The following is a 21,167-nucleotide window of genomic DNA, read 5'->3' on the forward strand; positions in this document are numbered from 1 at the left end:
GATGAATTTTATATTTTTCGTTTTTGAAGCTTTAAAAGTTTAGCATATTTCATATAAGAAAAAAAACTCTGAATCATTGCAATTGATAATCCGTCTATTCCGTTAAAAATACCTTTCTTAAAAAAATAACAGCGAACAAAAGCGACAGTTCCGTTAAGGACAGGTTTGAAAAAACAAATTCTTACTCCTTGGTCAAAAAGTTGTTGTGCATGCCAAGTAGAATATTGGTTTTTCTTTGAAATAATTTGCTCTAATGATTCCCAACCATAGTGCAGAATATGCACTGGTACTTTTTTCTCGCTTTGAGTTACTATGCTTTGATGCACAATCGAGTTAGAAGGATGGGCTGATTTTTTATTAAAAAAACGAACTTTATAATCTGGATACCAACCTGAGAAATCTATAAGTTTATCTCCTAAAAAGTTTTTTACTCTAAAACTAAAAGCATCATAACTGCCTTCTAAATATTTTTCTTTTAAAATAAAGTCTTCAGCGTCTTTATCCAAAAATTCATCTGCATCAAGATTAAGAACCCAATCATTCTTACAATATGGTAAACCATATGTACGCTGTGGTCCATCTCCTAAAAAAGATTGTTCAATAACAATTGCTCCTTTTTCTTTTGCAATAGAAGCTGTTTTATCTTTACTAAAAGAATCTACAACAATTACTTCATCGCAAATTCTAAATAAAGCATCAATACATCTTCCTATATTTTTTTCTTCATTGAAAGTAATAATCAATCCACTAATTTTCATTTTAAAATTTAATATATGAAACACAAAAATATAACTTTTTTGATTACTCAATCCTTAATCTTTTGTTACAATTATGTCTCTCTAAAAATAGTTTGTAAATTATTTTTAGAAAAAGCTTATTTGTCTAGTAAAAATCGATTTTGATTAAGAAAAAAAAAAAGTAATATCGATAATGTTTTCCATATTAATTTTATGAAGTATAAGCAAAATAAATTGTATTAATTATTTCTTCCAGAATTTAAGTTTCTTTTTTAAACGTTTTTTTCTATAAAAATGCTCTTGAAAGTCTGAAGTATACTTCCATAAAGTATCGAATATCTTTTGCTCAGATTTGCCATATAGTTTAGCGTATTCATTACTCATTACAGCAACCATTTCCTTAACAGGTGTCAATCTACATAAATTTTTCATTCGCATCTCAAAACTCATAGAATCATGAAATTCCATTCTATTTAAATCTACTAAGAAAAAACTATAATTACCATCTGCATTTTTTTTGATTAATGTATTGCCTGGAGAGTGATCCAAAAACTCAATTCCTTTTTCATGTAGACCAAAACTAAATCTGGTAAATCGCCTTAGTATATTTTCATGATCTGGATAATCCGGAATCTCTACAAGTTCTCTAAAAGTAAGCTCGGTTATTAAATGCTCACTTGCATAATAACTATCCCTAAGTCCTAACCAATTATAATTCTCTAAATAAGCAATCGGCAATGGAGTTCCAATACCTTTTTCTAATAAAATTGTAGCATACTCAAAAGAACGCCTTGCTTTCGATTTTCGAAAGTATTTGTAAGCAATTTTATTTATTAAATTGGGGATTTTAAATGACTTTATATTGACTACCTTATCATTTAAATCAAATAATTTAATAACATTACGCTGACCATTCCCTAAAAGGGTACCTGAGCTATTAAATGCTTTAATTTTATCAAGTATTGATGTCGTTTCGTTAGCAAAAACTGGATTTATTTTGAAATTCATTTAGTAGATTTTTATAAAAAAACAAAAATACGCATAGAAGTTAACACTTCAAATTAATATCCTGTTTTCATAAATAAAGTATAAAGAAACAGCAAGTCTTGAATAAAAACTTGCTGCTACTTTTTAAATTTTACACATAGTACGATTATACAAAGAAATCTTTAAACCATTGTCCAAAGTTCTTTTTCCATATAAAAAAAGAGGTAGGCATTATCTTTTCAAGATCCAGATTCTCTTTTATTTCTTCAAACGTAGTTCCTTTAACAAATTCTAGTCTTTTCCATCTTTCTGGCTCTAAATAATAAAAATCGAATATAGTTTTGTAATTATTCTCATTTACACTTTCCCATTTTTCTATAAGCGCCTTTTTATTAATCTCAAAGTCATGCCCCCAATTGCTGAACTTCATCTCTAATTCTTCCTTTGAGCGCGATACACATTCGTGAAGAACCAATCCTTTATAATAAATTACCCTCTTACGTGTTCTTCTTCCAATCTTATAACTCGGATAGTTTGTAGCTACAATAACTTTTGATGTTTTTTCAACATACAACATACCACTATCAACTCTCTTATAAAGATTTATCAGATAAGGAGATATTTGAACTTGATTTTTCTCAGGGTTGTCAAGAAAATGATCTTTAGTTCTTAAAAAAGCAACAAATTCTTTAAATTTTAAAAAATACTCATCACAATCTAATTGGATTAACCAATTACCAATACCCATTTTTTCAGATAATATTTTACGTTCACGAACTTCACATTCCATACTGTTTAATTCTGGGCAATAAAAATTCTCTTCTATAATCTGAATTTTCGAATCTACGTCTACTGCTTTAATCCATTGAAAAAATTCGTCTTCTATAATAAAAGACTCCCCTTTCCAAGTTTTTCTTTCTTTATCAATTGCTAAAAAAATTGAATCTGATTCTTTATATACTTGAGGAAGAGCAGTTTTAAGATAACTATAATCATAAGAAACCAAAAAGCCAACTTGAATTTTTTTCATTTATCTATATTTAAAGGTACAAATGTACTAATATTAATTAAAATTATTTTTAGAGCTAACCTCAATTGAAAAAGTAATATTATATATTTGCGTTTTTCTGTTAATAACAAATATCATGCACACTCCAAAAATCTCTGTTATAATGCCCGTATATAATGCAGAGCCTTTTTTAAAAGAAAGCATAGAAAGCATTCTGAACCAAACATATACTGACTTTGAATTACTAATCCTGAATGATAAATCTACCGATAATAGTTTAGAAGTAATTAAACAATGCCAGCAGAAAGATTCAAGAATTATTATAATTGACAAAAAAATAAACGTTGGCCCTGCAAACCTTAGAAATGAAGGAATGCAGATTGCAAAAGGAGATTTTATTGCCCTTATGGATGCTGATGATATTGCTTTACCAAATCGCTTTGAGAAACAAGTAGAAGTTCTAAAAAACAATCCCGAGATTGGAGTATGCGGAACGTGGTTTACCTTTTTTGGATCAAAGCAAAATAAAGTTATCAGACATGGTGAAGATCATGACCACATAAAAATTTCATTTTTACATAGCTGCGGTATCGGAAACCCAACAGTTATGCTGAAAAAAGAAGCTTTAAATAATTTAGAATTTAATAATGATTATGTCCCTGTTGAAGATTATGATTTATGGAGCAGGTTGTTACCTAAAACTAAGTTTCACAATATCCAAGAATCTTTATTAAATTATAGACAGCATAATAATAACATTAGCAAGACAAAAATTGACAATGTAAATAAATCTATAAAAAGGGTAAAAGCAAACCAAATGACAGAATTTGGCATAAATCCTGCTGATCCCAAAATAGATTTTTACATAAATGCACTTTCTGTAAAAAGAGGACTCGTTACTGACGAAGTAATTGAAGTTATAAATGCTTCTAAATTTTTACTTTCACAAAATGAAAAACTAAAAAACTTTGATTATCCTCAACTTGAAGAACACATAAACAGGACATTAATACGTACAATTCGTAATGCTAGCAACTATAATATTTCCTATTATAATCATTTAAGAAAAAATGAGAATAAACTTTTCCAGAAAATAAATGGGCTGGACAAAATTGTTCTTTTATTTAAATCTATAATTAACCTGAAGAAATAATTAGGCTTTAATATAACGCCAAAGAAATTTTATTTTAGTTAAAAAACCAGCATTCGCTAAAAATGCTTTGATTGCTTTTTTAGGTTCTGTTTTATCTTGATTTTTATCTTTAACTAATTTCAAAGCTTCCTGTGCTGAATATTTCAATAATGAATTCATAATTTTTGCCACATTCTTTGTTCTGGCTTCTGGAATACATTCGTATATTTCTTTTAGATTGAGATATGATGAATATCGCTGAAAGAAAGCAGATTTTAAAGAATATATTCCTCCTGGATGCCATCTATAAACGGCACTTTTAAAATTCATATAAGCACCTTTTCCGTGACATAATGCCAAAGAATAAAGTGTATTATCCTTTCCGTAAGTAAACTTTTTATAATCAAGTGGATCAACCGCTGATTTTCTAAAAAGACAAGTTAAAGTATAGGTACAATAAGGAACAAAAAGATTATCAAAATCAATAGTATAAACTGAAGGCAAAGTATCCTTAAAATCATTTGGAACTAATTCCGTTCCTTTTTTAGTGAAAAAATCAGTCCATGTTATTACATAATCATCATTGCTTTCTAAAAAATCAACTTGTTTCTGTAATTTCAATACATCTATCCAATAATCATCTCCTTCACACAAAGCAATATATTTTCCTTGCGCCATTGGAAAAGTAAAATCACTCCAAATATTAATTTCCTTTTTAGAATATTGATTTTCTTTCTGATAAATTGGTTTAATAATTAAAGGATATTTATCTACAAATTCTTTTACAATATTTAGCGTATCATCTGTAGAAGCGTCATCATGCACAATTATCTCAAAAGAGAATTTAGTTTCTTGAATTAAAAACCCTTCCAAGGTCTCCCTGATAAAATTTTCTTGATTAAAAGTCGTACATATAATACTTACTAATGGCTCATTCCCTTGCATTATCCAATTTGAAATAATACCATGTTGATTTTTCATAAAATTATTATCTAAAATGTAATTGACCTAATCAATATATCTATTAAAAAAATCATTTATTTATTTCTATCAAGCTTAAAATTATTTTTTTTTTATGAAGAAACCAATACTTTCGTAAAAACAATCGCTAAATGATATCATTTATAGAGTTTATTTTATCCTAAAATCTACAAAACATATTCTTGACACTTTTAAATATAGTCAGAACACACAATACCTCTTTTAAAAATCAATCAACTAATTAATCTCCCTAAATTAAAGAAATGTTCAAATAACATTTTTCGCATTAGGATATTGATTTTAAAATAATATCCAAAAATTCACATTTAATAATTAAATGCAATTATAGTCTATTTTATGAATCTCAACATATCATTTTTTCGTATTACTCTAAATTACAAAGCTGGTAATATCATATAAAAAACAAAAAAAAACTACTCTTAAAATATTGTTCTTCAAACAAGTCTGACATTAAGAATATTTCTTCTTCTTTTATAATATTGACTTATACTAATAAATTAGGTTTCTTTTCCTATTTTTACCCCGCAAATATAACAATAGTTTACCCTTAACGGTTAATTAAACTCACTAAATCCATAATTAAATGATTCCTGTAACCAAAACTTTTTTACCTCCACAAGAAGAATACAATTCTTATGTAAAACGTGCGTGGGATAAAGCTTGGCTCACAAACCGTGGTGAACTGACATTAGAATTAGAACAAAAACTTAAAGATTATCTTAGTGTTTCTAACCTAACAATTACTAATAACGGTACAATCCCGATACAAATTGCATTAAAATTATTTGGCAAAGGAGGCGAAATAATAACAACTCCTTTTTCATATGTTGCCACTTCGGCTGCAATTGTGTGGGAAAATTGCAAACCTGTTTTTGTAGACATTCATCCTGAGTATCTAACTATAGATGAAACTAAAATCGAAGCCGCAATAACTCCAAGAACTACGGCAATATTAGCCACTCATGTCTTCGGAAATCCATGTCACGTAACTGCTATAGAATCTATTGCAAAAAAACATAACCTTAAGGTTATTTATGATGCTGCACATTGTTTTGGCGTTAAATACAACAATCAATCTCTCTTTAATTTTGGAGATGTAAGCACTTGTAGTTTTCATGCAACAAAATTATTTCACACAGGAGAAGGTGGAGCAATGTTCTGTAATGATAAAGAAATACATCATCAATTATTTTACAGTCACAATTTTGGCCACAATGGACCTCTTGCTTTTCATGGCCTTGGGATTAATGCTAAAATTTCTGAATTACAATCAGCTATGGGATTAGCGATTTTCCCATATATGGAACACATTATTACCGAAAGAAAAAAAGTAACTGATTTTTACAATGAAAATCTAAATTTTAGCAACTTCAAAAGCATAAAAATTAGAGAAAACACAGAATGGAACCATAGTTATTATCCTTTACTTTTTGATTCTGAAACAACATTATTGAGAGTTCAGGAAGAATTACAAAAAGAAAATATAGTTCCTAGACGTTATTTTTACCCATCGCTAAACACCATTGATTACACAAAAGGCGATGCAATGCCAATATCTGAATCTATTGCATCAAGAATAGTTTGTTTACCACTTTACGTAGGACTTACTCCTGAAGATTTAGAAAAAATTGTTCAAATTATAAACAAAGAAATATCATAGTATCAGTTATACGCTGCTATCATGAAAATTTATCTCTCATTTAATATCCAAACTTTATGAGTCAAGACATAAACACCGAAATTCTCAACGCATACGAAGTCATTAAAAATGGCGGAATTATACTTTACCCAACTGATACTGTTTGGGGAATTGGTTGTGATGCAACAAATCCTGAAGCTGTTGCCAAAATATACAAACTGAAACAAAGAGCCGAAACTCAAAGCATGATTTGCCTAATGAATGGCGAAAAAATGATGTATAATGTATTTAAAGATATTCCTGAAGTAGCTTGGCAAATTATGGATTTGTCTGAAAAACCAACAACGATTATCTTAGACAAACCCCGAAATGTAGCTCCCAATATTATTGCTCCAGATAATTCTCTAGGAATTAGAATAGTAAAAGAGCCTTTTTGTTTTAAGCTTTTAGAGCGAATGAAAAAGCCTCTAGTATCAACTTCGGCTAATATTTCTGGACAACCTACACCAATAGCTTTCAAAGACATTAATCCTGAAATCATTAAGGGAGTTGATTATGTAGTAAACCTATATCACGACAAAGTCGCAGGAAAACCATCTACAATTATAAAACTTACAAGTGATTCTCAAGTAAAAGTAATCCGTAAGTAATTTAGAACTAATTGACAATTATCAATTTTAATTATCAATTAGTTTCAAACTTTCTATTAACCAATCGATATCTTCCTTGGTATTATAATGACTTAAAGAAATTCGCAAATTCGGAAGTTTTAAATCAGCTTCCGAAAGCATTTCTTTTAAAACATGGGATGGTCTAATACTCCCCGATTGGCAAGCACTTCCTCTAGAAACTGCAATTCCTTTCATATCTAGATTAAACAACAACATCGATGTTTTGTCTACCGAAAAAGGCAATATTACATTCAAGATTGTATAGAAATCATCTTTTGTTCCGTTAATTCTAAAACCTGGCAACTCTTTCTCTAATTGAGTAATTAAATAGGTTTTTAAATCTAAAATATATTCTTTTTCATTATCTAAGTTTTCATAAGAAAGTGTCAAAGCTTTAGCCATACCTGCAATCTGATGTACAGCCTCTGTTCCTGCTCGCAAGCCTTTTTCTTGCTCTCCACCAAAAAGTAATGGTTGTAATCCCGAATTTTTTCGAACAAAAGCAAAACCAATTCCTTTTGGCCCATGAAATTTATGAGCACTTGCAACAATAAAATCTAACAAATTGCTTTGTAAATCAATTTTTGCCTTACCTACAGATTGCACCGTATCCGAATGAAATAGCACATCATATTGCTTACATATAACACTTACTCTTTCTAAGTCTAAAACAGTCCCAGTTTCGTTATTAACGTGCATTAAACTCACCAATGTTTTTTTCTCATCTGAAAGTAAATTTGATAAATGAGTTAAATCTATAGAACCATCAGAATTAATATTTACATAATCAACCTGAATATTATATTCTGATTCTAATACCAAAACAGTATGCAAAACGGCATGATGCTCGATTTTGGTAGTAATAATACGTTCAACTTTTAGATCCTTTACAGCCGAACGAAGTATCCAATTATTAGCTTCGGTACCACCCGAGGTAAAAATAATCTCTTGTGCCGAACAATTAAATTGTTTAGCTATACTTTTTCTTGAAAGTTCTAAAATTGTCTTAGCATTACGTCCAGAACTGTGTGGCGATGATGCATTTCCATAATCTTCTGTCATTACTTTTGTCATTTCCTGAATGACTTCTGGACGTATGGCAGTTGTAGAGGCGTTATCGAGGTATACTTTTTTCATTGTGGCAAAGTTATGAAATATCAATTGTCTATTCTTAAATATCAATTATCAATTTTTTCACTATTTTTGACCCAAATAAAAACATAATGAAAAAAATTGCAAGCATACTATTATTTGCCTTTCTATTAAACGGTTGTGACGATGGAGATTTATCGGTTGATCTCATTAATTTTGAAGATACTAAAACATTAAATTGTCCTACTGATGATACAGTTCTAAGCTCTCTACTTTTTAAACTAAAAGAGAAGGAATCATTATTACTCTACGTACCTAAAACCATTTTTGGAGGAGAGCCAAATATAGTACCAAAATTTTACGACATCAACCTTACCGATCATCGTGTTATTTATCGCGCCTATAATGGTAAAATTGAGGAAAATAATATTTGCGCTGTTATCCCGCCCGCAACTCCTAATGTAATTGAAGAATGGATAGCAACTTCAGGGTTAATTAGAGTTCTCACATCTCCTATTATAGTAACCAATGAAACCAATAATAGTACTCGTATAACAGGATACAACTATAACATCGTTTTCAATAATATTACATTTGATAAACCTAGTGGGCCTCAAACTTATCAAACATTTTCATTCGGAGATTATAATACTACTGTTACACCTGCTACTTTAGCACAACCTTTTCTTGCGTCAAACGCAGGACAATGCACTGAGTTAAAACAAGTATACAACTATAATGCTGGATCTAGTGAATCAATTACTATCGATAATATTGATCCTAGTTTAATAGTAAACGAAGTTACTCCTCCTGATGCTCCTAGAACTGGATTAATCAATGACACAACAAACAAAGTAATATATCGTACTTATAAAGGAGGTGTTTTAACAAAAGATTATTTCTGTAAAGCCATCCCTCCAACTAGTCCTTCAGTAACTCAAATTTGGGCAGGTATAAATGGTATTGCTGAACAAAGTGGTATTATAGAAGTTAAGACTACAGGTATAGGAAGCACAGGTTTTTTACATACAATAACACTTAAAAAAGTTTCTTTACAGAAAGGAACCAATGTGTTCAAACTAGGTGATGCTTTTGTCTTAGGCGAAATAACAACCAGTAAATAAAACAAAAAAAAAAACAACATTCAAAAAATCCCTTTTTCGAATGTTGTTACCCATACTTAGCAAAAATATTTTCTTACAAAAACGTCTGTTTTTAAATTGAGTTTCAAACTGAAATTCTCTTTAAAAACAGACGTTTTTTTATGCTTAATACTAATTTATTTTATGCCTTAAAATATACTTTATTTAGCATTTTGTACAAAATAAACTTCAGTTGCTCCTAAGCCATATTTTTGATAATTGGCGTCCTGAAAATTGATTCCGTCATAACGTCCTAACAAAAAATCAAGTTCGGCTTTTAAAATCCCTTCGCCAACACCATGAATAAAAACAATTTTAGGAATACGATTTCTAATTGCAAATTCAATGTGTCGCTTTGCCGTTTCTGTCTGCAAAGTCAAAATATCATAGTTAGACATTCCGCGTTTATTTGGCACTAATTTTTCGATATGCAAATCAAATTCTGGGGCAGGAATTTCGCGTTTATCCTTGCGTTCTTTCACAAAACTCCTTGCTTTTGGCTCTTCTTTCTCTTTTGAAACCTCACTTATATCAATTCTTTTAATAGAATTCATTAAGTTACTGGAATCATGAATCTTAATTAACTCGTTGACAAAAAATGTCATCATAAATCCATCCTCAGTTTCTATAGTCACCTCGTTATTTTTAGTCGATAACACTACTCCATTTATAGCTTCGTCCAGAACCGAAACCTTGTCTCCTTTATTCAACATCTTCCTCTTCTTTATCTTGATTTTTACTTGGCGTTTTTGCACTTAACTGCATCATCCCTATCATAAAAATTACAATCGCAATAATTGTAATATAAATATTTTTATCCGCAGATGACTGTTCATATAATGCAATTAAAATTGCAATTATCATTATTGGGATTCTTAGTTTTTTCATTTTAATACGTTATCAGAATCCAAAAGTAATCAACTTTAAAATACGATCTAATTATTCTTGAAACGCATTCGAATATTTTTTGTAAAATTGTAAAAACCAAATCTCTTGAATCTAGAAAAATATATGTTGCCATGCTTAAGCAAAACACTCTTTGGGATAGAGTGTTTAGGATGCGGTTTCCAGCGCGCTTTATTCCTACTTTTTAAAAGTAATTTTAAAGCAGCTTTTGAGATGTATCCAGCGCTTTATACAAGCCTATTATTCTTAATAATTATTACTTTATATTTTTTTGATAAAAGTCGAAATTACAAAAAACCTCTTTGGATTTTTGGCATCACAAATAGCGTGATAATGATATTAGGTTATGCGTACAAACACTATAATTAATTCTTCACAAATCAGAATAATTATTTTTTTATCTGATTCAAAATATCATTAATCATTTCAATTTGTACTTTCTGAATTTCGATTAATTCTTGTTGTTGATGCAAAATTAAATGGTCTAATTTTTCATGCATCATTCTTATTTCTAATTCTGATTTTAGGTTAATCATATAATCCTTTTTAGCCCTGTCACGATCTTTTTCCTCCTGACGATTTTGGCTCATCATAATTACTGGAGCTTGCAAAGCGGCAACACATGACAAAATCAAATTAAGTAAAATAAACGGATAGGGATCAAAACCTTTATTTGTCAAAATATAAATATTAATGGAAATCCATAACATTATAAAAACTACAAACAGAATAATGAAAGTCCAACTTCCTCCAAAATCAGCAACTTTGTCTGCTATTTTTTGACCAAAACTTCTTGGCCCCATATCATCTTCAACAGCACTTACTAAAAGTTTTTCATCCGTTAAAGATCCAATTACATTCTTTTCAAGATTAGAAAGTACTCCAATCTCTTCAGATAAATAATTCGAAATATATTTTTCTCGAAATACATTTAATTCATGTATCGAAATATATCCTTCTCGGGTAAATAACGGATAAGCAGCAACAATTAATGCGAAAATTGGGCTCTGAATGGATTTTCCTGATACTTTTTCACTCTCAGGATAAGAAATATGTGAAAGTGTACTTTTAAACATTCCGTTTGTTTTCATTTTAATAATTTTATAAGCTAATTTACTCTTTTAATTCGCTTTATACTAACAACTTTAGCGCTGCTTAAAATTTTTTAATTATTGCAAACAGAATGTTAATGGATAAATTTCTTTAACCAATTACTACCTCTATTTACAAAAAACACATTACTTTTAACATTTCAAACTAACAATTCAATTTTACAATTGTGACAAAAAATATGATTATCCAAAATATAAATGCTTTAAAGAGCCACACTACTATAAACTACGGAATCAAAACTAAGACGGAAGATTTTACAGAGAAGCTATTTTATACTTTATTCGACTCTAATGCTCCTTTAGACAAAAGCATCAATGAACTTGAAAAATGCTTTAAAGAAATTGCGATAATAGCTTGCAAAAAATCAGAAAATTCCTGTGAATCGATTTGGGAACAGTTTCTAGAAAAACTACCTACTGTTTTGGAAAAATTAATTCAAGACGCAACATATATTTTAGAGAATGATCCTGCATCAAATAGCATCGAAGAAGTATACTTGGCTTATCCCGGTTTTTATGCTATTGCAATATATAGATTAAGTCACGAATTATATAAACTGGACTTATTACTGTTTTCAAGATTAATGAGTGAATATGCTCATCGAATTACCGGAACTGATATTCATGCAGGTGCAACAATTGCTTCTCCGTTTTTTATCGATCACGCAACAGGAATTGTAATAGGTGAAACGACGATTATAAAAAAACATGTGAAAATATACCAAGGTGTAACTTTAGGAGCATTAAGCATAGCCAAAGAAATGAAAAATGCAAAAAGACACCCTACTGTCGAAGAAAATGTTTGCATTTATGCTAATGCTACAATATTAGGAGGAGAAACCACTATTGGCAAAGACAGTATTATTGGCGGAAATGCGTGGATTACTAAATCTATCCCAGAAAAATCTATCGTAACCAATACCACCACAACCGAAGTTAAAGTAAAAGAAAAAAGATAATTATGAACACTCATACATTAGTAAACCTGATAGGAAATACTCCCTTGATGGAAACAGTGAATTTAGTCAAAAATAAAAACGTCAAACTTTTATTAAAGCTTGAAGGAAATAATCCTGGCGGCAGTGTAAAAGATAGAGCAGCATATAATATGATCTTTTCAGCTATGGAGAGAGGCGATATTAAAAAAGGCGATAAACTTATTGAACCTACAAGTGGTAATACCGGAATTGCACTTGCAATGATCGCACAATTAATGGGTATTGATATCGAATTGATACTTCCTGAGGATTCTACCAAAGAACGCGTACAAACTATGCGTGCTTATGGCGCTACAGTTATTTTAACGCCTGCTAGCGAAGGAATAATCGGCTCAAGAGATTATGCCGAAAGAAAAGTTGCCGAAGGTGGTTATATTATGCTAAATCAGTTTGCAAACGATGATAACTGGAAAGCACATTACAAAACCACTGGTCCAGAAATCTGGAATGATACCGATGGAAAAGTAACTCATTTTGTTTCGGCAATGGGAACCACTGGAACTATTATTGGCACATCAACTTATCTTAAAGAGAAGAATGCCAATATTCAAATTATTGGAGCACAACCAAGCGATGGTTCTCAAATTCCAGGAATAAGAAAATGGCCAATAGAATATTTACCAAAAATATTTGATGCTAAAAAAGTAGATACTATTGTAGATGTAAGCGAACAAGAAGCACGCGATATGACAAAAAGATTAGCGCTAGAAGAAGGTGTCTTTGCAGGAATGAGTAGCGGAGGCTCTGTAGCTGTAGCTCTAAAAATTGCTAACCAACTAGAATCTGGGGTAATTGTTGCTGTAATCTGTGATCGTGGTGATCGTTATCTATCTTCAGATTTATTTGATTGACAGAAAAGGTTCAAAGTTGCAAAGGTTCTGAGGTACTAAGGTTTTAAAAGCTTGCTACAAAAAAATCTTTGCAACTTTGTTTTCTTAGAACCTTAAAAAAAGATACAAAATTGCAAAGACTCTGGACTTGACACAAAAAAACTTTGAACCTTTGTTACTCAGAACCTTTGAACCTTAAAAACTAAGTTTCTCAGAATCATTATAAGAAAAGACAATTGTAAAAGTCGCTCCTTTATTTCTCCCAAGGCTCATTGCACTTAGTTTACCTCCATTCTTATCGATTATCTTTTTACATAAATACAATCCAATTCCTGTAGAAGTTTCATTGGCAGTTCCTAATTTACTCATTTTCGTAAATTTTTTAAACAACTCTTCGATTCGACTCTGGTCAAAACCAGTCCCATTATCCGAAACAGTAAAAACCAACTCCTCATTATCCTCAAAAATACGCAATAAGATTTCGCTTCCAGAATAAGAAAACTTTATGGCATTACTAATCAAGTTCACAAGAACCTGAATTAGCAACCCTTCATCTATTTTAAGTACAGCTTCATCAACTGTAATATCCGAAACCAACTTAATATTTTTTTGTGCCAAAAGCTGTGATACTTGTTCTCTTACAGCTGGAAGAATTGGCGCTATTTGAATTGTTTTGATTACCGAACTCGATTTAGCAATTTCATCTTGTTGTTTTAATAATTTAATGAAATTTTCGATATATCGAAACTGCAAATCTGTCGATTCACAAATTAATTCAGCCATATTTTTAACCGATTCTGACGGGTTCTCTTCTATAATAAGCTTTGCTAGTCCCTGAGGGTTTCCTGCAAAATTTCTTAAATCATGAGAAATCATATAAATCAAATCTTGCTTTTCATTTATAAAACTCTCCGCTTCATCAATAGATTCCTGAATATTACGCATTAGTAATCCTGCCTCATCCTCATATAGAGATGGCAAAACTGATAACTTTCGGGCTGTTCTGTAATTATCCAATGCTTTAGATGCAACAACAATTGGTTTTATTAATTGAGTTATTACCACCAATGTAACCAAAGTTGCAAATAAGGTCATGATTAAAGAAAAAATCAAAATAGAATTGGCCGAAATTGTATTGTTACCATAAAGGACAAAAAACAAAATTCCGATTAACGGAATATGAATGCCTATAAAAGCAACAAAAAGAAATTTAAACGCATAGCTTTTCTTCAAAAAACTAATCTTCGACAAGATGTGATACAACTTCATAAAAATAGTGTAAGTTCCTGATAAGCCATAGAATTTGGGGTTCTAGATTAAAACAAAGTTAACTTTTAAACACAAAATAAATGTTAAATAAAAGAAATTGATAAAATTTTTCCGAAATTAAATTTATAAAAGTTTACAAACCCTTATTTTTGCGCTATGGGAAGAAAAAATACAGACAAAGTTGTCTTTCATCAAATACAAGTCCTTGATGCTGGAGCAAAAGGCGTATCGGTAGCAAAAGCTCCCGACGGAAAAGTAATATTTATCCCGAACGTAGTTCCGGGAGATGTGGTAGATGTACAAACCTTTAAGAAACGCAAAGCGTATTATGAAGGAAAAGCCGTGAAATTTCATGAATTATCAGAACATCGCATAGAACCAATTTGCGAGCATTTTGGTGTTTGTGGAGGATGTAAATGGCAAAACATGAAGTACAGCCAACAGTTGTACTACAAGCAAAATGAGGTTAAAAATCACTTACAACGTATAGGAAAAATTGAACTTCCAGAATTTGAAAATATTTTAGGTTCAGAAAAACAGTTTTTTTACAGAAACAAAATGGAATTTTCATTTTCGAATAGCCGTTGGTTAACCGAAAAAGAAATTGATAGTACCGAAGATTTAGGGAATCGTAATGCATTAGGTTTTCATATTCCTAAAATGTGGGATAAAATTCTAGACATTAATAAATGTCATCTGCAAGAAGATCCATCAAATGCAATTAGAAACGAAATCAGAGCTTTTGCTAATGAACATAACTTAGCTTTTTTTAATCCAAGAGAACATTCTGGTTTATTAAGAACATTTATGATTCGTACTGCTTCAACTGGAGAGATCATGGTATTGATTCAGTTTTTTGAAGAAGATAAGGCTAACCGAGAATTACTTTTAGATCATCTTTATGATAAATTTCCAGAAATAACATCGCTACAATATGTTGTAAACGGAAAAGCTAACGATACAATTTACGATCAGGATGTAAAACTATATAAAGGTAGAAATTACATTCTGGAAGAAATGGAAGGTTTAAAATTTAGCATCAATGCAAAATCTTTTTACCAAACCAATTCTGATCAAGCATATGAGTTATACAAAATCACTCGTGATTTTGCAGGTCTTTCTGGTCACGAAACAGTTTATGACCTTTACACAGGGACTGGAACAATAGCACAGTTCGTATCTAAAAAAGCTAAAAAAGTAATTGGTGTAGAAAGTGTTCCAGAAGCAATTCTAGATGCTAAAGCAAATGCAGAACGCAATAATATTACCAATTGTGAGTTTTTTGTTGGAGACATGAAAGTTGTATTTAACGAAAGTTTTATTGCCACACATGGTAAACCAGATGTTATTATTACTGATCCACCTCGTGACGGAATGCATAAAGATGTAATTGAACAAATTATGAAAATTGCTCCAGAAAAGGTAGTTTATGTAAGCTGTAACTCGGCTACACAAGCACGTGATTTGGCATTAATGGACGAAAAATACAAAGTAACTCGCGTAAGACCAGTAGATATGTTCCCGCAGACACATCACGTAGAAAATGTTGTACTTTTGGAACTTCGCTAAGTTCTAGTTAACAAAAACGCGTGAAGCATAAATCACAAACAATAAATGAAAAAAATACTTTTTATAATAATCATAATTGCCTTCACTTTTTCAGGATGTGAGAAAGATGATATTTGTGATGCTAATACACCTACGACACCTCGATTGGTAATTTCTTTTTTTGACCGTGATAATACTACAGTTCCTAAAACCGTAAGAAACCTAAAAGTGATTGGCGAAGGGATGACTGAAGGTATTGTCTTTAATGAAAAGGCTCTTATCGAGGCAGACAAATACATCACTAATGGAAATACTATTTCTATACCGCTTAAAACAAATGCCGAAAGCACAACGTATCGTTTTATTTTAAATTACAATGATCCAAATACGGCTTTGATAAACGAAGATAGATTGAAATTTAATTATACTCATCAAAATATTTTTGTTTCAAGAGCATGTGGTTATAAAACCACTTTTGAATTAGATCGAAATATACCATTTGTTCGCACTGATTCTGATATTGCAGAAGGATTTTGGATGCAGGTTGTTAATGTAGAAAAGTTTAATATTGAATTAGAAAATGAGACACACATCAAAGTATATTTTTAGTTTTTGCCTTATGTTGTCTTTGTTTTTGGTTCAAGCCCAAGAAACACCTACAACCAAAACTACGCTAACAAACAAAACTGAAACAAAACCTGTAGTAAAGACTACTCCTAAAAAAGCAGCTACACAGGAAGCTAAAAAAGACAGCATTCCTGCAAAAACTGATCGTTATGGAGTACGTGTTGGTGTCGATTTATATAAATTAACTCGCAGCTTATATGATTCAGACTATAAAGGTGTAGAATTCGTAGGAGATTATCGATTATCCAAAAAATATTATCTGGCTGCCGAAATAGGTATAGAAGATAAAACTACCGATGATGACAGGCTTAATTCAACAACAAATGGCACCTACATAAAAGCAGGATTTGATTACAATTTGTATGAAAACTGGCTTGATATGGAAAACATAATATCAGTCGGTTTGCGTTATGGTTTCAGCACATTTAGCCAAGAATTAAATACATATAAAATATACAATTCAGATAGATATTGGGGAGAACTTCCTCCTGAGGTTTCAGGCACAAAGTATAGTGGTTTATCTGCTAGTTGGCTAGAAGTAAATGCAGGAGTAAAAGTAAAAGTAATCAATAATATATTTGTAGGCTTCAGCGTGCAATTAAAAACATTGGTTACAAACAAAAAACCAGACAACTTCGATAATCTTTATATTCCTGGATTCAACCGAACATATAACGGTAATTTCGGAATTGGTTTCAACTATACTGTTTCTTACTTTATTCCTATTTATAAGAAAAAGGTAGTAATCCCAGAAATAGAAACCAAAAAATAATATAATCTTACAATTTGGTTATTCATATAACAATAACCAAATTGTAAAATATAAATAGGCACTACCCTATTTCTTTAATTCCTTTCATGAAAATCCATTTCATAAAAAGTTTTTCACCATCTTTAGTTTTAGCGGCTTGAAATTTTGGAGACAAAAGAGTTCCAATAACAAATGCTGTCATAGGAACCCAAAATCCTGTTAATCCTGAGTATTCAGCTACCAAAAATCGAGCTAATATAAATAATATAGCAAAACAGCCCAACTGATATAAAAAAGCTCTTACTTGTAATTTTGTCATTTGTTTATTTTTTTAAGGTTCAAAGACACAAAGGTTCAAAGGTACAAAGCAATTTAACAGTTCATTTTTTTAACTAAAACAAAACCTCTGTCCCTTTGAACCTTTGCTTCTCTGCAACTTCTATTCGTTAACCTGAAACTTAGTTCTCTTACTTCCTTCGTACATTTCGTATTTTACTAATCTAGCTTCTAAACTTGCGTTAAAAAGTTTGATTTTACGAGATGGTTTAAGCCCAACGTATTTCAAGGCTTCAAGATTAGCAGTAATAAACCAAGCATTAGTTGCTGGGTAATTTTTCTTTAATGTATCGCCAATGTTTTTATAGAATTCTTCCATATGAATATCCAAACGCTCATCATAAGGCGGATTAAATACCATGTGTAAAGTTCCTTGAGTCGTTTTTTCAGTATCAAAAAAGTTATTCTCTTCGATAGTGACATAATCCTCCAAGTTAGCATTCTTAATATTGTCTTTAGCTTTGCTAACAGCACTTGGTGCTTTATCAAAACCTTTTATAGTATAATGAAACTCTTTAGTTTTTTTCATCAAACTGCTTACAATCTGATCAAATAAATCATTATCCCAATCGTTCCATTTTTCAAAAGCAAACTCTTTTCTGTTAATATTCGCTGGAATATTACATGCAATCATAGCCGCTTCAGCAAGAAAAGTTCCCGAACCACACATCGGGTCTAGAAAATGACCTTGACCTTCCCAACCAGACAGCAATAAAATTCCTGCTGCCAATACTTCATTTATAGGAGCAATATTTGTAGCCGTTCTATACCCACGTTGGTGTAATGAATTACCAGAAGTATCCAAAGCAACCGAAACCTGATCTTTATCGATATGCACATTAATCCTTAAATCCGGATGTGCTTTATCAATACTTGGTCTTTGCCCGGTACGTTCTCTAAATTGATCTACAATAGCATCTTTACACTTTTGAGAAACAAATTCAGAGTGATTAAAATGTTCTGAATGCACAGTTGCATCAATCACAAAAGTCTGATTAGCGTTTATAAGCTTAGACCAGTTTACCCCCGAAATACCTTTATATAAAGCTTGTTCATTATTTGCTCTAAAAAAGTAAATTGGTTTTAGCACCTTCAATGCTGTACGCAACGATAAGTTGGCTTTGTACATAAACCCTTTGTCCCCCTTAAAACTTACCATTCTCACACCTTGTTCAACATCTTGTGCTCCTAGCAATTGTAGTTCTTTTGCTAAAATTTCTTCAAAGCCAAAAAAGGTTTTGGCCACCATTTTAAAATTATCTTCCATTTTTATATTTAAATTAAAACAGATTTATTTAAACTAAAATCAATCTGTAATAAAAAATTTTCGAATTTACACAGCGACATTGTTAGTCTATCACTTGCAAAATAGTTATTTTTCAGCAAAAATACACTAAATTTGCGGGACTTGAATTAATTGAAAAAGAATAAATGTCTGAAGCACATAACCCATCTACCCCAAATACAAACCAACCGTCCGAAAACTGGTTCACTTCTTGGTTCGACACACCCTATTATCATATACTATATAAAGACAGAAATTATAGAGAAGCGCAAATTTTCATGGATAATCTTACACATTATCTTAATCTTCCAGAAAAAGCCAATGTACTTGATTTAGCTTGCGGAAAAGGACGCCATTCTATTTATTTAAATCAACTAGGATTTAATGTTCTAGGAGCCGATTTATCCGAAAACAGTATTGCCGAAGCTAGCAAGAATAGCAATGAAACTTTGCATTTTAAAGTGCACGATATGCGCGAACCATTCGAAGAAAAATTTGATGCTATTTTTAATTTGTTTACCAGTTTTGGTTATTTCGAAAGTGACGACGATAATCTTACTACGCTAAAAGCAATAAAAGCAAGTTTAAGCGAGTACGGTTTTGCTGTAATCGATTTTATGAACGTAACACAAGTAATCGAAACACTAGTTCCCGAAGAAGTAAAAACTGTCGACGATATTGATTTCCATATCAAACGATACGTAGAGGACGGACATATCTTTAAAGAAATAGATTTTGAAGACCAAGGACGTAAATTTCATTTTACCGAAAAAGTAAAAGCACTAACATTAAAAGATTTCGAAGACTTAATGGAACAAGCAGGTATTTTCCTTTTGGATACATTTGGTGATTATAAACTAAAGAAATTCCATAAAACTGATAGCGAACGATTAATCATGATTTTTAAATAGGTTCAATCGTTTAACTGTTAATTTGTTTAATCGATTAAGCAAAGTAACAAAATCGACAAAACGATTAAACAAAAAACCGATTAAACAAAAAGATGAATTATCTATTACCCCTACTTTCTGTATTACTAGGATATATTGTTGCATTGGTACTTAAACCAAAAGACAAAACCAATCTTAAACTTTTATTGGCTTTTAGCGGATCATTCCTGCTATCACTTACAGTAATGCATCTGCTGCCAGAAGTTTACGAATCCCACAACCACAATATTGGGTTATTTATAATGCTCGGAATTTTATTCCAAATCATACTTGAGTTTTTCTCTAAAGGAGCTGAACACGGGCACGTACATGGTCATGCCAAAATGCATCAAATTCCGTGGTTGCTCTTTATAAGTTTATGTATTCATGCTTTCCTAGAAGGATTTCCTGTGAGTCACCACCACGATATCGTCATAGGAATTGCCATACATCACTTGCCTATTGCAATTATTTTGACCACTTTTTTCGTCAATGCCGAGCTTAACAAAAAAGCCATTTTCGCATTTATGATAACCTTTGCAATCATGACACCTCTAGGAACTATTGCATCGGAATATTTACCATTTTTAAACGATTATTACACCGAAATCACAGCCGTTGTAATCGGTATATTATTCCATATCTCATCAACTATAATCTTTGAAAGTAGCGAAGGACACAAATTTAATATTGCCAAAATTTCGATGATTATATTCGGAATCGCTTTGGCATATTTTATATAGTTTGGGCGTGACCACATTTACAAAAGGCGCTATTTAGCAAACCGCTTATATGCGCCTTCTGTAAATACGGTCGGGCTATCCGCACTACTTCGGTAGTTAGCTCCTATCCCTCACGCAAAAACAATAACTTATCGTTTTCAAAAAACATCTAACAGTTCCGAAGTCCAATGTTATTAAGTTAAGCTTATTAGAAAGCAACATTAATCTTGTAAAGATGTAAAACGCAAAGCTTAAACACAATCTTGTCATTTCTGTAAATGTTAGATATTTCGGTAACAAAATTTAACTTTAATAAATTTTGTTACGATGAGAAATAATAGTCAAGATTCCACTTTAGAGCGAAACTATTTAGAAAAGTATCGTTTTTTAATAAAAGAATATGAACAGGTGAAAAACAAAACTCATCCTTTGCATAAAAAAGC

At 31.1% G+C, this 21,167-nt stretch carries 23 protein-coding genes; 12 read left to right on the top strand and 11 right to left on the bottom strand.

The window, feature by feature from the left end; genetic code table 11:
- Positions 1 to 8: 8 nt before the first annotated feature.
- The 3 genes from OA93_RS18320 to OA93_RS18330 form a co-directional block, all read right to left on the bottom strand.
- The gene (locus tag OA93_RS18320) at positions 9 to 758 is read right to left on the bottom strand and encodes a glycosyltransferase family 2 protein (protein WP_039115119.1); all 750 of its coding nucleotides are present in this window, start codon (positions 756 to 758) and stop codon (positions 9 to 11) included.
- 222 nt (positions 759 to 980) lie between these two features.
- On the bottom strand, positions 981 to 1,745 hold the full coding sequence (locus tag OA93_RS18325) for a hypothetical protein (RefSeq protein WP_039115121.1): 765 nt from the start codon (positions 1,743 to 1,745) through the stop codon (positions 981 to 983).
- A 145-nt stretch (positions 1,746 to 1,890) separates the two neighbouring features.
- Positions 1,891 to 2,754, bottom strand: coding sequence for a hypothetical protein (locus OA93_RS18330; RefSeq protein ID WP_039115122.1), 864 nt, complete (start codon positions 2,752 to 2,754; stop codon positions 1,891 to 1,893).
- 115 nt (positions 2,755 to 2,869) lie between these two features.
- On the opposite strand from OA93_RS18330, the gene OA93_RS24220 reads away from it, so the two are divergent.
- Positions 2,870 to 3,886 (top strand): glycosyltransferase family 2 protein, encoded by a 1,017-nt coding sequence (locus OA93_RS24220; protein ID WP_052259514.1) that lies wholly within the window; start codon positions 2,870 to 2,872, stop codon positions 3,884 to 3,886.
- Here OA93_RS24220 and OA93_RS18340 read toward each other — a convergent pair whose 3' ends face one another.
- On the bottom strand, positions 3,887 to 4,846 hold the full coding sequence (locus tag OA93_RS18340) for a glycosyltransferase (RefSeq protein ID WP_052259515.1): 960 nt from the start codon (positions 4,844 to 4,846) through the stop codon (positions 3,887 to 3,889).
- Positions 4,847 to 5,450: 604 nt separating this feature from the next.
- Here OA93_RS18340 and OA93_RS18345 point away from each other — a divergent pair.
- Positions 5,451 to 6,527, top strand: a complete 1,077-nt coding sequence (locus tag OA93_RS18345; RefSeq protein WP_039115123.1) for a DegT/DnrJ/EryC1/StrS family aminotransferase — start codon at positions 5,451 to 5,453, stop codon at positions 6,525 to 6,527.
- Between the two features lie 56 nt (positions 6,528 to 6,583).
- Positions 6,584 to 7,156, top strand: coding sequence for an L-threonylcarbamoyladenylate synthase (locus OA93_RS18350; RefSeq protein ID WP_039115124.1), 573 nt, complete (start codon positions 6,584 to 6,586; stop codon positions 7,154 to 7,156).
- Positions 7,157 to 7,183: 27 nt separating this feature from the next.
- On the opposite strand, the gene OA93_RS18355 is transcribed toward OA93_RS18350, so the two are convergent.
- On the bottom strand, positions 7,184 to 8,314 hold the full coding sequence (locus OA93_RS18355; protein ID WP_039115125.1) for a cysteine desulfurase family protein: 1,131 nt from the start codon (positions 8,312 to 8,314) through the stop codon (positions 7,184 to 7,186).
- Between the two features lie 86 nt (positions 8,315 to 8,400).
- Between OA93_RS18355 and OA93_RS18360 the strand changes: the two genes are divergently transcribed.
- Complete coding sequence (locus OA93_RS18360) at positions 8,401 to 9,393, top strand: hypothetical protein (RefSeq protein WP_039115126.1); 993 nt, start codon at positions 8,401 to 8,403, stop codon at positions 9,391 to 9,393.
- Between the two features lie 179 nt (positions 9,394 to 9,572).
- Here the strand turns inward: OA93_RS18360 and OA93_RS18365 are convergent, their stop codons facing one another.
- On the bottom strand, positions 9,573 to 10,124 hold the full coding sequence (locus OA93_RS18365; RefSeq protein WP_039115128.1) for a Smr/MutS family protein: 552 nt from the start codon (positions 10,122 to 10,124) through the stop codon (positions 9,573 to 9,575).
- Positions 10,114 to 10,299: a hypothetical protein gene (locus tag OA93_RS18370; RefSeq protein WP_039115131.1), complete on the bottom strand. Its 186-nt coding sequence runs from the start codon at positions 10,297 to 10,299 to the stop codon at positions 10,114 to 10,116. The genes OA93_RS18365 and OA93_RS18370 overlap by 11 nt, the downstream gene beginning before the upstream one ends.
- A gap of 123 nt (positions 10,300 to 10,422) precedes the next feature.
- Here OA93_RS18370 and OA93_RS24525 point away from each other — a divergent pair, with 123 nt between their 5' ends.
- A complete protein-coding gene (locus OA93_RS24525; RefSeq protein ID WP_240474764.1) occupies positions 10,423 to 10,686 on the top strand; it encodes a DUF2752 domain-containing protein in 264 nt (87 codons plus the stop codon).
- 20 nt (positions 10,687 to 10,706) lie between these two features.
- Here the strand turns inward: OA93_RS24525 and OA93_RS18375 are convergent, their stop codons facing one another.
- A complete protein-coding gene (locus tag OA93_RS18375; protein ID WP_039115134.1) occupies positions 10,707 to 11,408 on the bottom strand; it encodes a DUF1003 domain-containing protein in 702 nt (233 codons plus the stop codon).
- A 188-nt stretch (positions 11,409 to 11,596) separates the two neighbouring features.
- Between OA93_RS18375 and epsC the strand changes: the two genes are divergently transcribed.
- Both epsC and cysM read left to right on the top strand, forming a co-directional pair.
- Positions 11,597 to 12,388, top strand: coding sequence for a serine O-acetyltransferase EpsC (gene epsC, locus OA93_RS18380; RefSeq protein WP_039115136.1), 792 nt, complete (start codon positions 11,597 to 11,599; stop codon positions 12,386 to 12,388).
- Between the two features lie 2 nt (positions 12,389 to 12,390).
- Entirely contained in the window at positions 12,391 to 13,278 is an 888-nt protein-coding gene (gene cysM, locus OA93_RS18385; protein ID WP_039115137.1) for a cysteine synthase CysM, read from the top strand.
- Between the two features lie 174 nt (positions 13,279 to 13,452).
- On the opposite strand, the gene OA93_RS18390 is transcribed toward cysM, so the two are convergent.
- Positions 13,453 to 14,526 carry a HAMP domain-containing sensor histidine kinase gene (locus OA93_RS18390; RefSeq protein WP_039115139.1) on the bottom strand — a complete coding sequence of 358 codons (1,074 nt, stop codon included), beginning with the start codon at positions 14,524 to 14,526 and terminating at the stop codon, positions 13,453 to 13,455.
- A gap of 156 nt (positions 14,527 to 14,682) precedes the next feature.
- Here OA93_RS18390 and rlmD point away from each other — a divergent pair, with 156 nt between their 5' ends.
- From rlmD to OA93_RS18405, 3 genes are read left to right on the top strand one after another with little or no spacing between them, the layout of a single operon-like run.
- Positions 14,683 to 16,095 carry a 23S rRNA (uracil(1939)-C(5))-methyltransferase RlmD gene (gene rlmD, locus OA93_RS18395; protein WP_039115140.1) on the top strand — a complete coding sequence of 471 codons (1,413 nt, stop codon included), beginning with the start codon at positions 14,683 to 14,685 and terminating at the stop codon, positions 16,093 to 16,095.
- Between the two features lie 45 nt (positions 16,096 to 16,140).
- Positions 16,141 to 16,683, top strand: a complete 543-nt coding sequence (locus tag OA93_RS18400) for a DUF6452 family protein (RefSeq protein ID WP_039115142.1) — start codon at positions 16,141 to 16,143, stop codon at positions 16,681 to 16,683.
- The gene (locus tag OA93_RS18405; protein ID WP_039115144.1) at positions 16,655 to 17,473 is read left to right on the top strand and encodes a DUF6048 family protein; all 819 of its coding nucleotides are present in this window, start codon (positions 16,655 to 16,657) and stop codon (positions 17,471 to 17,473) included. The genes OA93_RS18400 and OA93_RS18405 overlap by 29 nt, the downstream gene beginning before the upstream one ends.
- A gap of 61 nt (positions 17,474 to 17,534) precedes the next feature.
- Here the strand turns inward: OA93_RS18405 and OA93_RS18410 are convergent, their stop codons facing one another.
- Complete coding sequence (locus OA93_RS18410; RefSeq protein WP_039115145.1) at positions 17,535 to 17,771, bottom strand: hypothetical protein; 237 nt, start codon at positions 17,769 to 17,771, stop codon at positions 17,535 to 17,537.
- Positions 17,772 to 17,891: 120 nt separating this feature from the next.
- Positions 17,892 to 19,055: a THUMP domain-containing protein gene (locus tag OA93_RS18415; RefSeq protein ID WP_039115146.1), complete on the bottom strand. Its 1,164-nt coding sequence runs from the start codon at positions 19,053 to 19,055 to the stop codon at positions 17,892 to 17,894.
- Positions 19,056 to 19,219: 164 nt separating this feature from the next.
- On the opposite strand from OA93_RS18415, the gene OA93_RS18420 reads away from it, so the two are divergent.
- Both OA93_RS18420 and OA93_RS18425 read left to right on the top strand, forming a co-directional pair.
- Positions 19,220 to 19,984: a class I SAM-dependent methyltransferase gene (locus OA93_RS18420; protein WP_039115147.1), complete on the top strand. Its 765-nt coding sequence runs from the start codon at positions 19,220 to 19,222 to the stop codon at positions 19,982 to 19,984.
- 92 nt (positions 19,985 to 20,076) lie between these two features.
- Positions 20,077 to 20,745, top strand: coding sequence for a ZIP family metal transporter (locus OA93_RS18425; protein ID WP_039115151.1), 669 nt, complete (start codon positions 20,077 to 20,079; stop codon positions 20,743 to 20,745).
- The last annotated feature ends 422 nt before the right edge of the window (positions 20,746 to 21,167 follow it).

This window comes from Flavobacterium sp. KMS, assembly GCF_000813005.1.
Lineage (GTDB): Bacteria > Bacteroidota > Bacteroidia > Flavobacteriales > Flavobacteriaceae > Flavobacterium.

What these genes read in the sequence shown, in the direction of transcription:
- OA93_RS18360 (WP_039115126.1), top strand. Translation starts at nt 8,401, where the DNA reads ATGAAAAAAATTGCAAGCATACTATTATTTGCCTTTCTATTAAACGGT.
- OA93_RS18410 (WP_039115145.1), bottom strand. Translation starts at nt 17,771, where the DNA reads ATGACAAAATTACAAGTAAGAGCTTTTTTATATCAGTTGGGCTGTTTT.
- OA93_RS18320 (WP_039115119.1), bottom strand. Translation starts at nt 758, where the DNA reads ATGAAAATTAGTGGATTGATTATTACTTTCAATGAAGAAAAAAATATA.
- OA93_RS18425 (WP_039115151.1), top strand. Translation starts at nt 20,077, where the DNA reads ATGAATTATCTATTACCCCTACTTTCTGTATTACTAGGATATATTGTT.
- OA93_RS24525 (WP_240474764.1), top strand. Translation starts at nt 10,423, where the DNA reads ATGTTGCCATGCTTAAGCAAAACACTCTTTGGGATAGAGTGTTTAGGA.
- OA93_RS18350 (WP_039115124.1), top strand. Translation starts at nt 6,584, where the DNA reads ATGAGTCAAGACATAAACACCGAAATTCTCAACGCATACGAAGTCATT.
- OA93_RS18340 (WP_052259515.1), bottom strand. Translation starts at nt 4,846, where the DNA reads ATGAAAAATCAACATGGTATTATTTCAAATTGGATAATGCAAGGGAAT.
- OA93_RS18400 (WP_039115142.1), top strand. Translation starts at nt 16,141, where the DNA reads ATGAAAAAAATACTTTTTATAATAATCATAATTGCCTTCACTTTTTCA.
- OA93_RS18420 (WP_039115147.1), top strand. Translation starts at nt 19,220, where the DNA reads ATGTCTGAAGCACATAACCCATCTACCCCAAATACAAACCAACCGTCC.
- OA93_RS18325 (WP_039115121.1), bottom strand. Translation starts at nt 1,745, where the DNA reads ATGAATTTCAAAATAAATCCAGTTTTTGCTAACGAAACGACATCAATA.
- OA93_RS18390 (WP_039115139.1), bottom strand. Translation starts at nt 14,526, where the DNA reads ATGAAGTTGTATCACATCTTGTCGAAGATTAGTTTTTTGAAGAAAAGC.
- OA93_RS24220 (WP_052259514.1), top strand. Translation starts at nt 2,870, where the DNA reads ATGCACACTCCAAAAATCTCTGTTATAATGCCCGTATATAATGCAGAG.
- OA93_RS18405 (WP_039115144.1), top strand. Translation starts at nt 16,655, where the DNA reads ATGAGACACACATCAAAGTATATTTTTAGTTTTTGCCTTATGTTGTCT.
- cysM (WP_039115137.1), top strand. Translation starts at nt 12,391, where the DNA reads ATGAACACTCATACATTAGTAAACCTGATAGGAAATACTCCCTTGATG.
- OA93_RS18415 (WP_039115146.1), bottom strand. Translation starts at nt 19,055, where the DNA reads ATGGAAGATAATTTTAAAATGGTGGCCAAAACCTTTTTTGGCTTTGAA.
- OA93_RS18355 (WP_039115125.1), bottom strand. Translation starts at nt 8,314, where the DNA reads ATGAAAAAAGTATACCTCGATAACGCCTCTACAACTGCCATACGTCCA.
- OA93_RS18370 (WP_039115131.1), bottom strand. Translation starts at nt 10,299, where the DNA reads ATGAAAAAACTAAGAATCCCAATAATGATAATTGCAATTTTAATTGCA.
- rlmD (WP_039115140.1), top strand. Translation starts at nt 14,683, where the DNA reads ATGGGAAGAAAAAATACAGACAAAGTTGTCTTTCATCAAATACAAGTC.
- OA93_RS18375 (WP_039115134.1), bottom strand. Translation starts at nt 11,408, where the DNA reads ATGAAAACAAACGGAATGTTTAAAAGTACACTTTCACATATTTCTTAT.
- OA93_RS18330 (WP_039115122.1), bottom strand. Translation starts at nt 2,754, where the DNA reads ATGAAAAAAATTCAAGTTGGCTTTTTGGTTTCTTATGATTATAGTTAT.
- OA93_RS18365 (WP_039115128.1), bottom strand. Translation starts at nt 10,124, where the DNA reads ATGTTGAATAAAGGAGACAAGGTTTCGGTTCTGGACGAAGCTATAAAT.
- OA93_RS18345 (WP_039115123.1), top strand. Translation starts at nt 5,451, where the DNA reads ATGATTCCTGTAACCAAAACTTTTTTACCTCCACAAGAAGAATACAAT.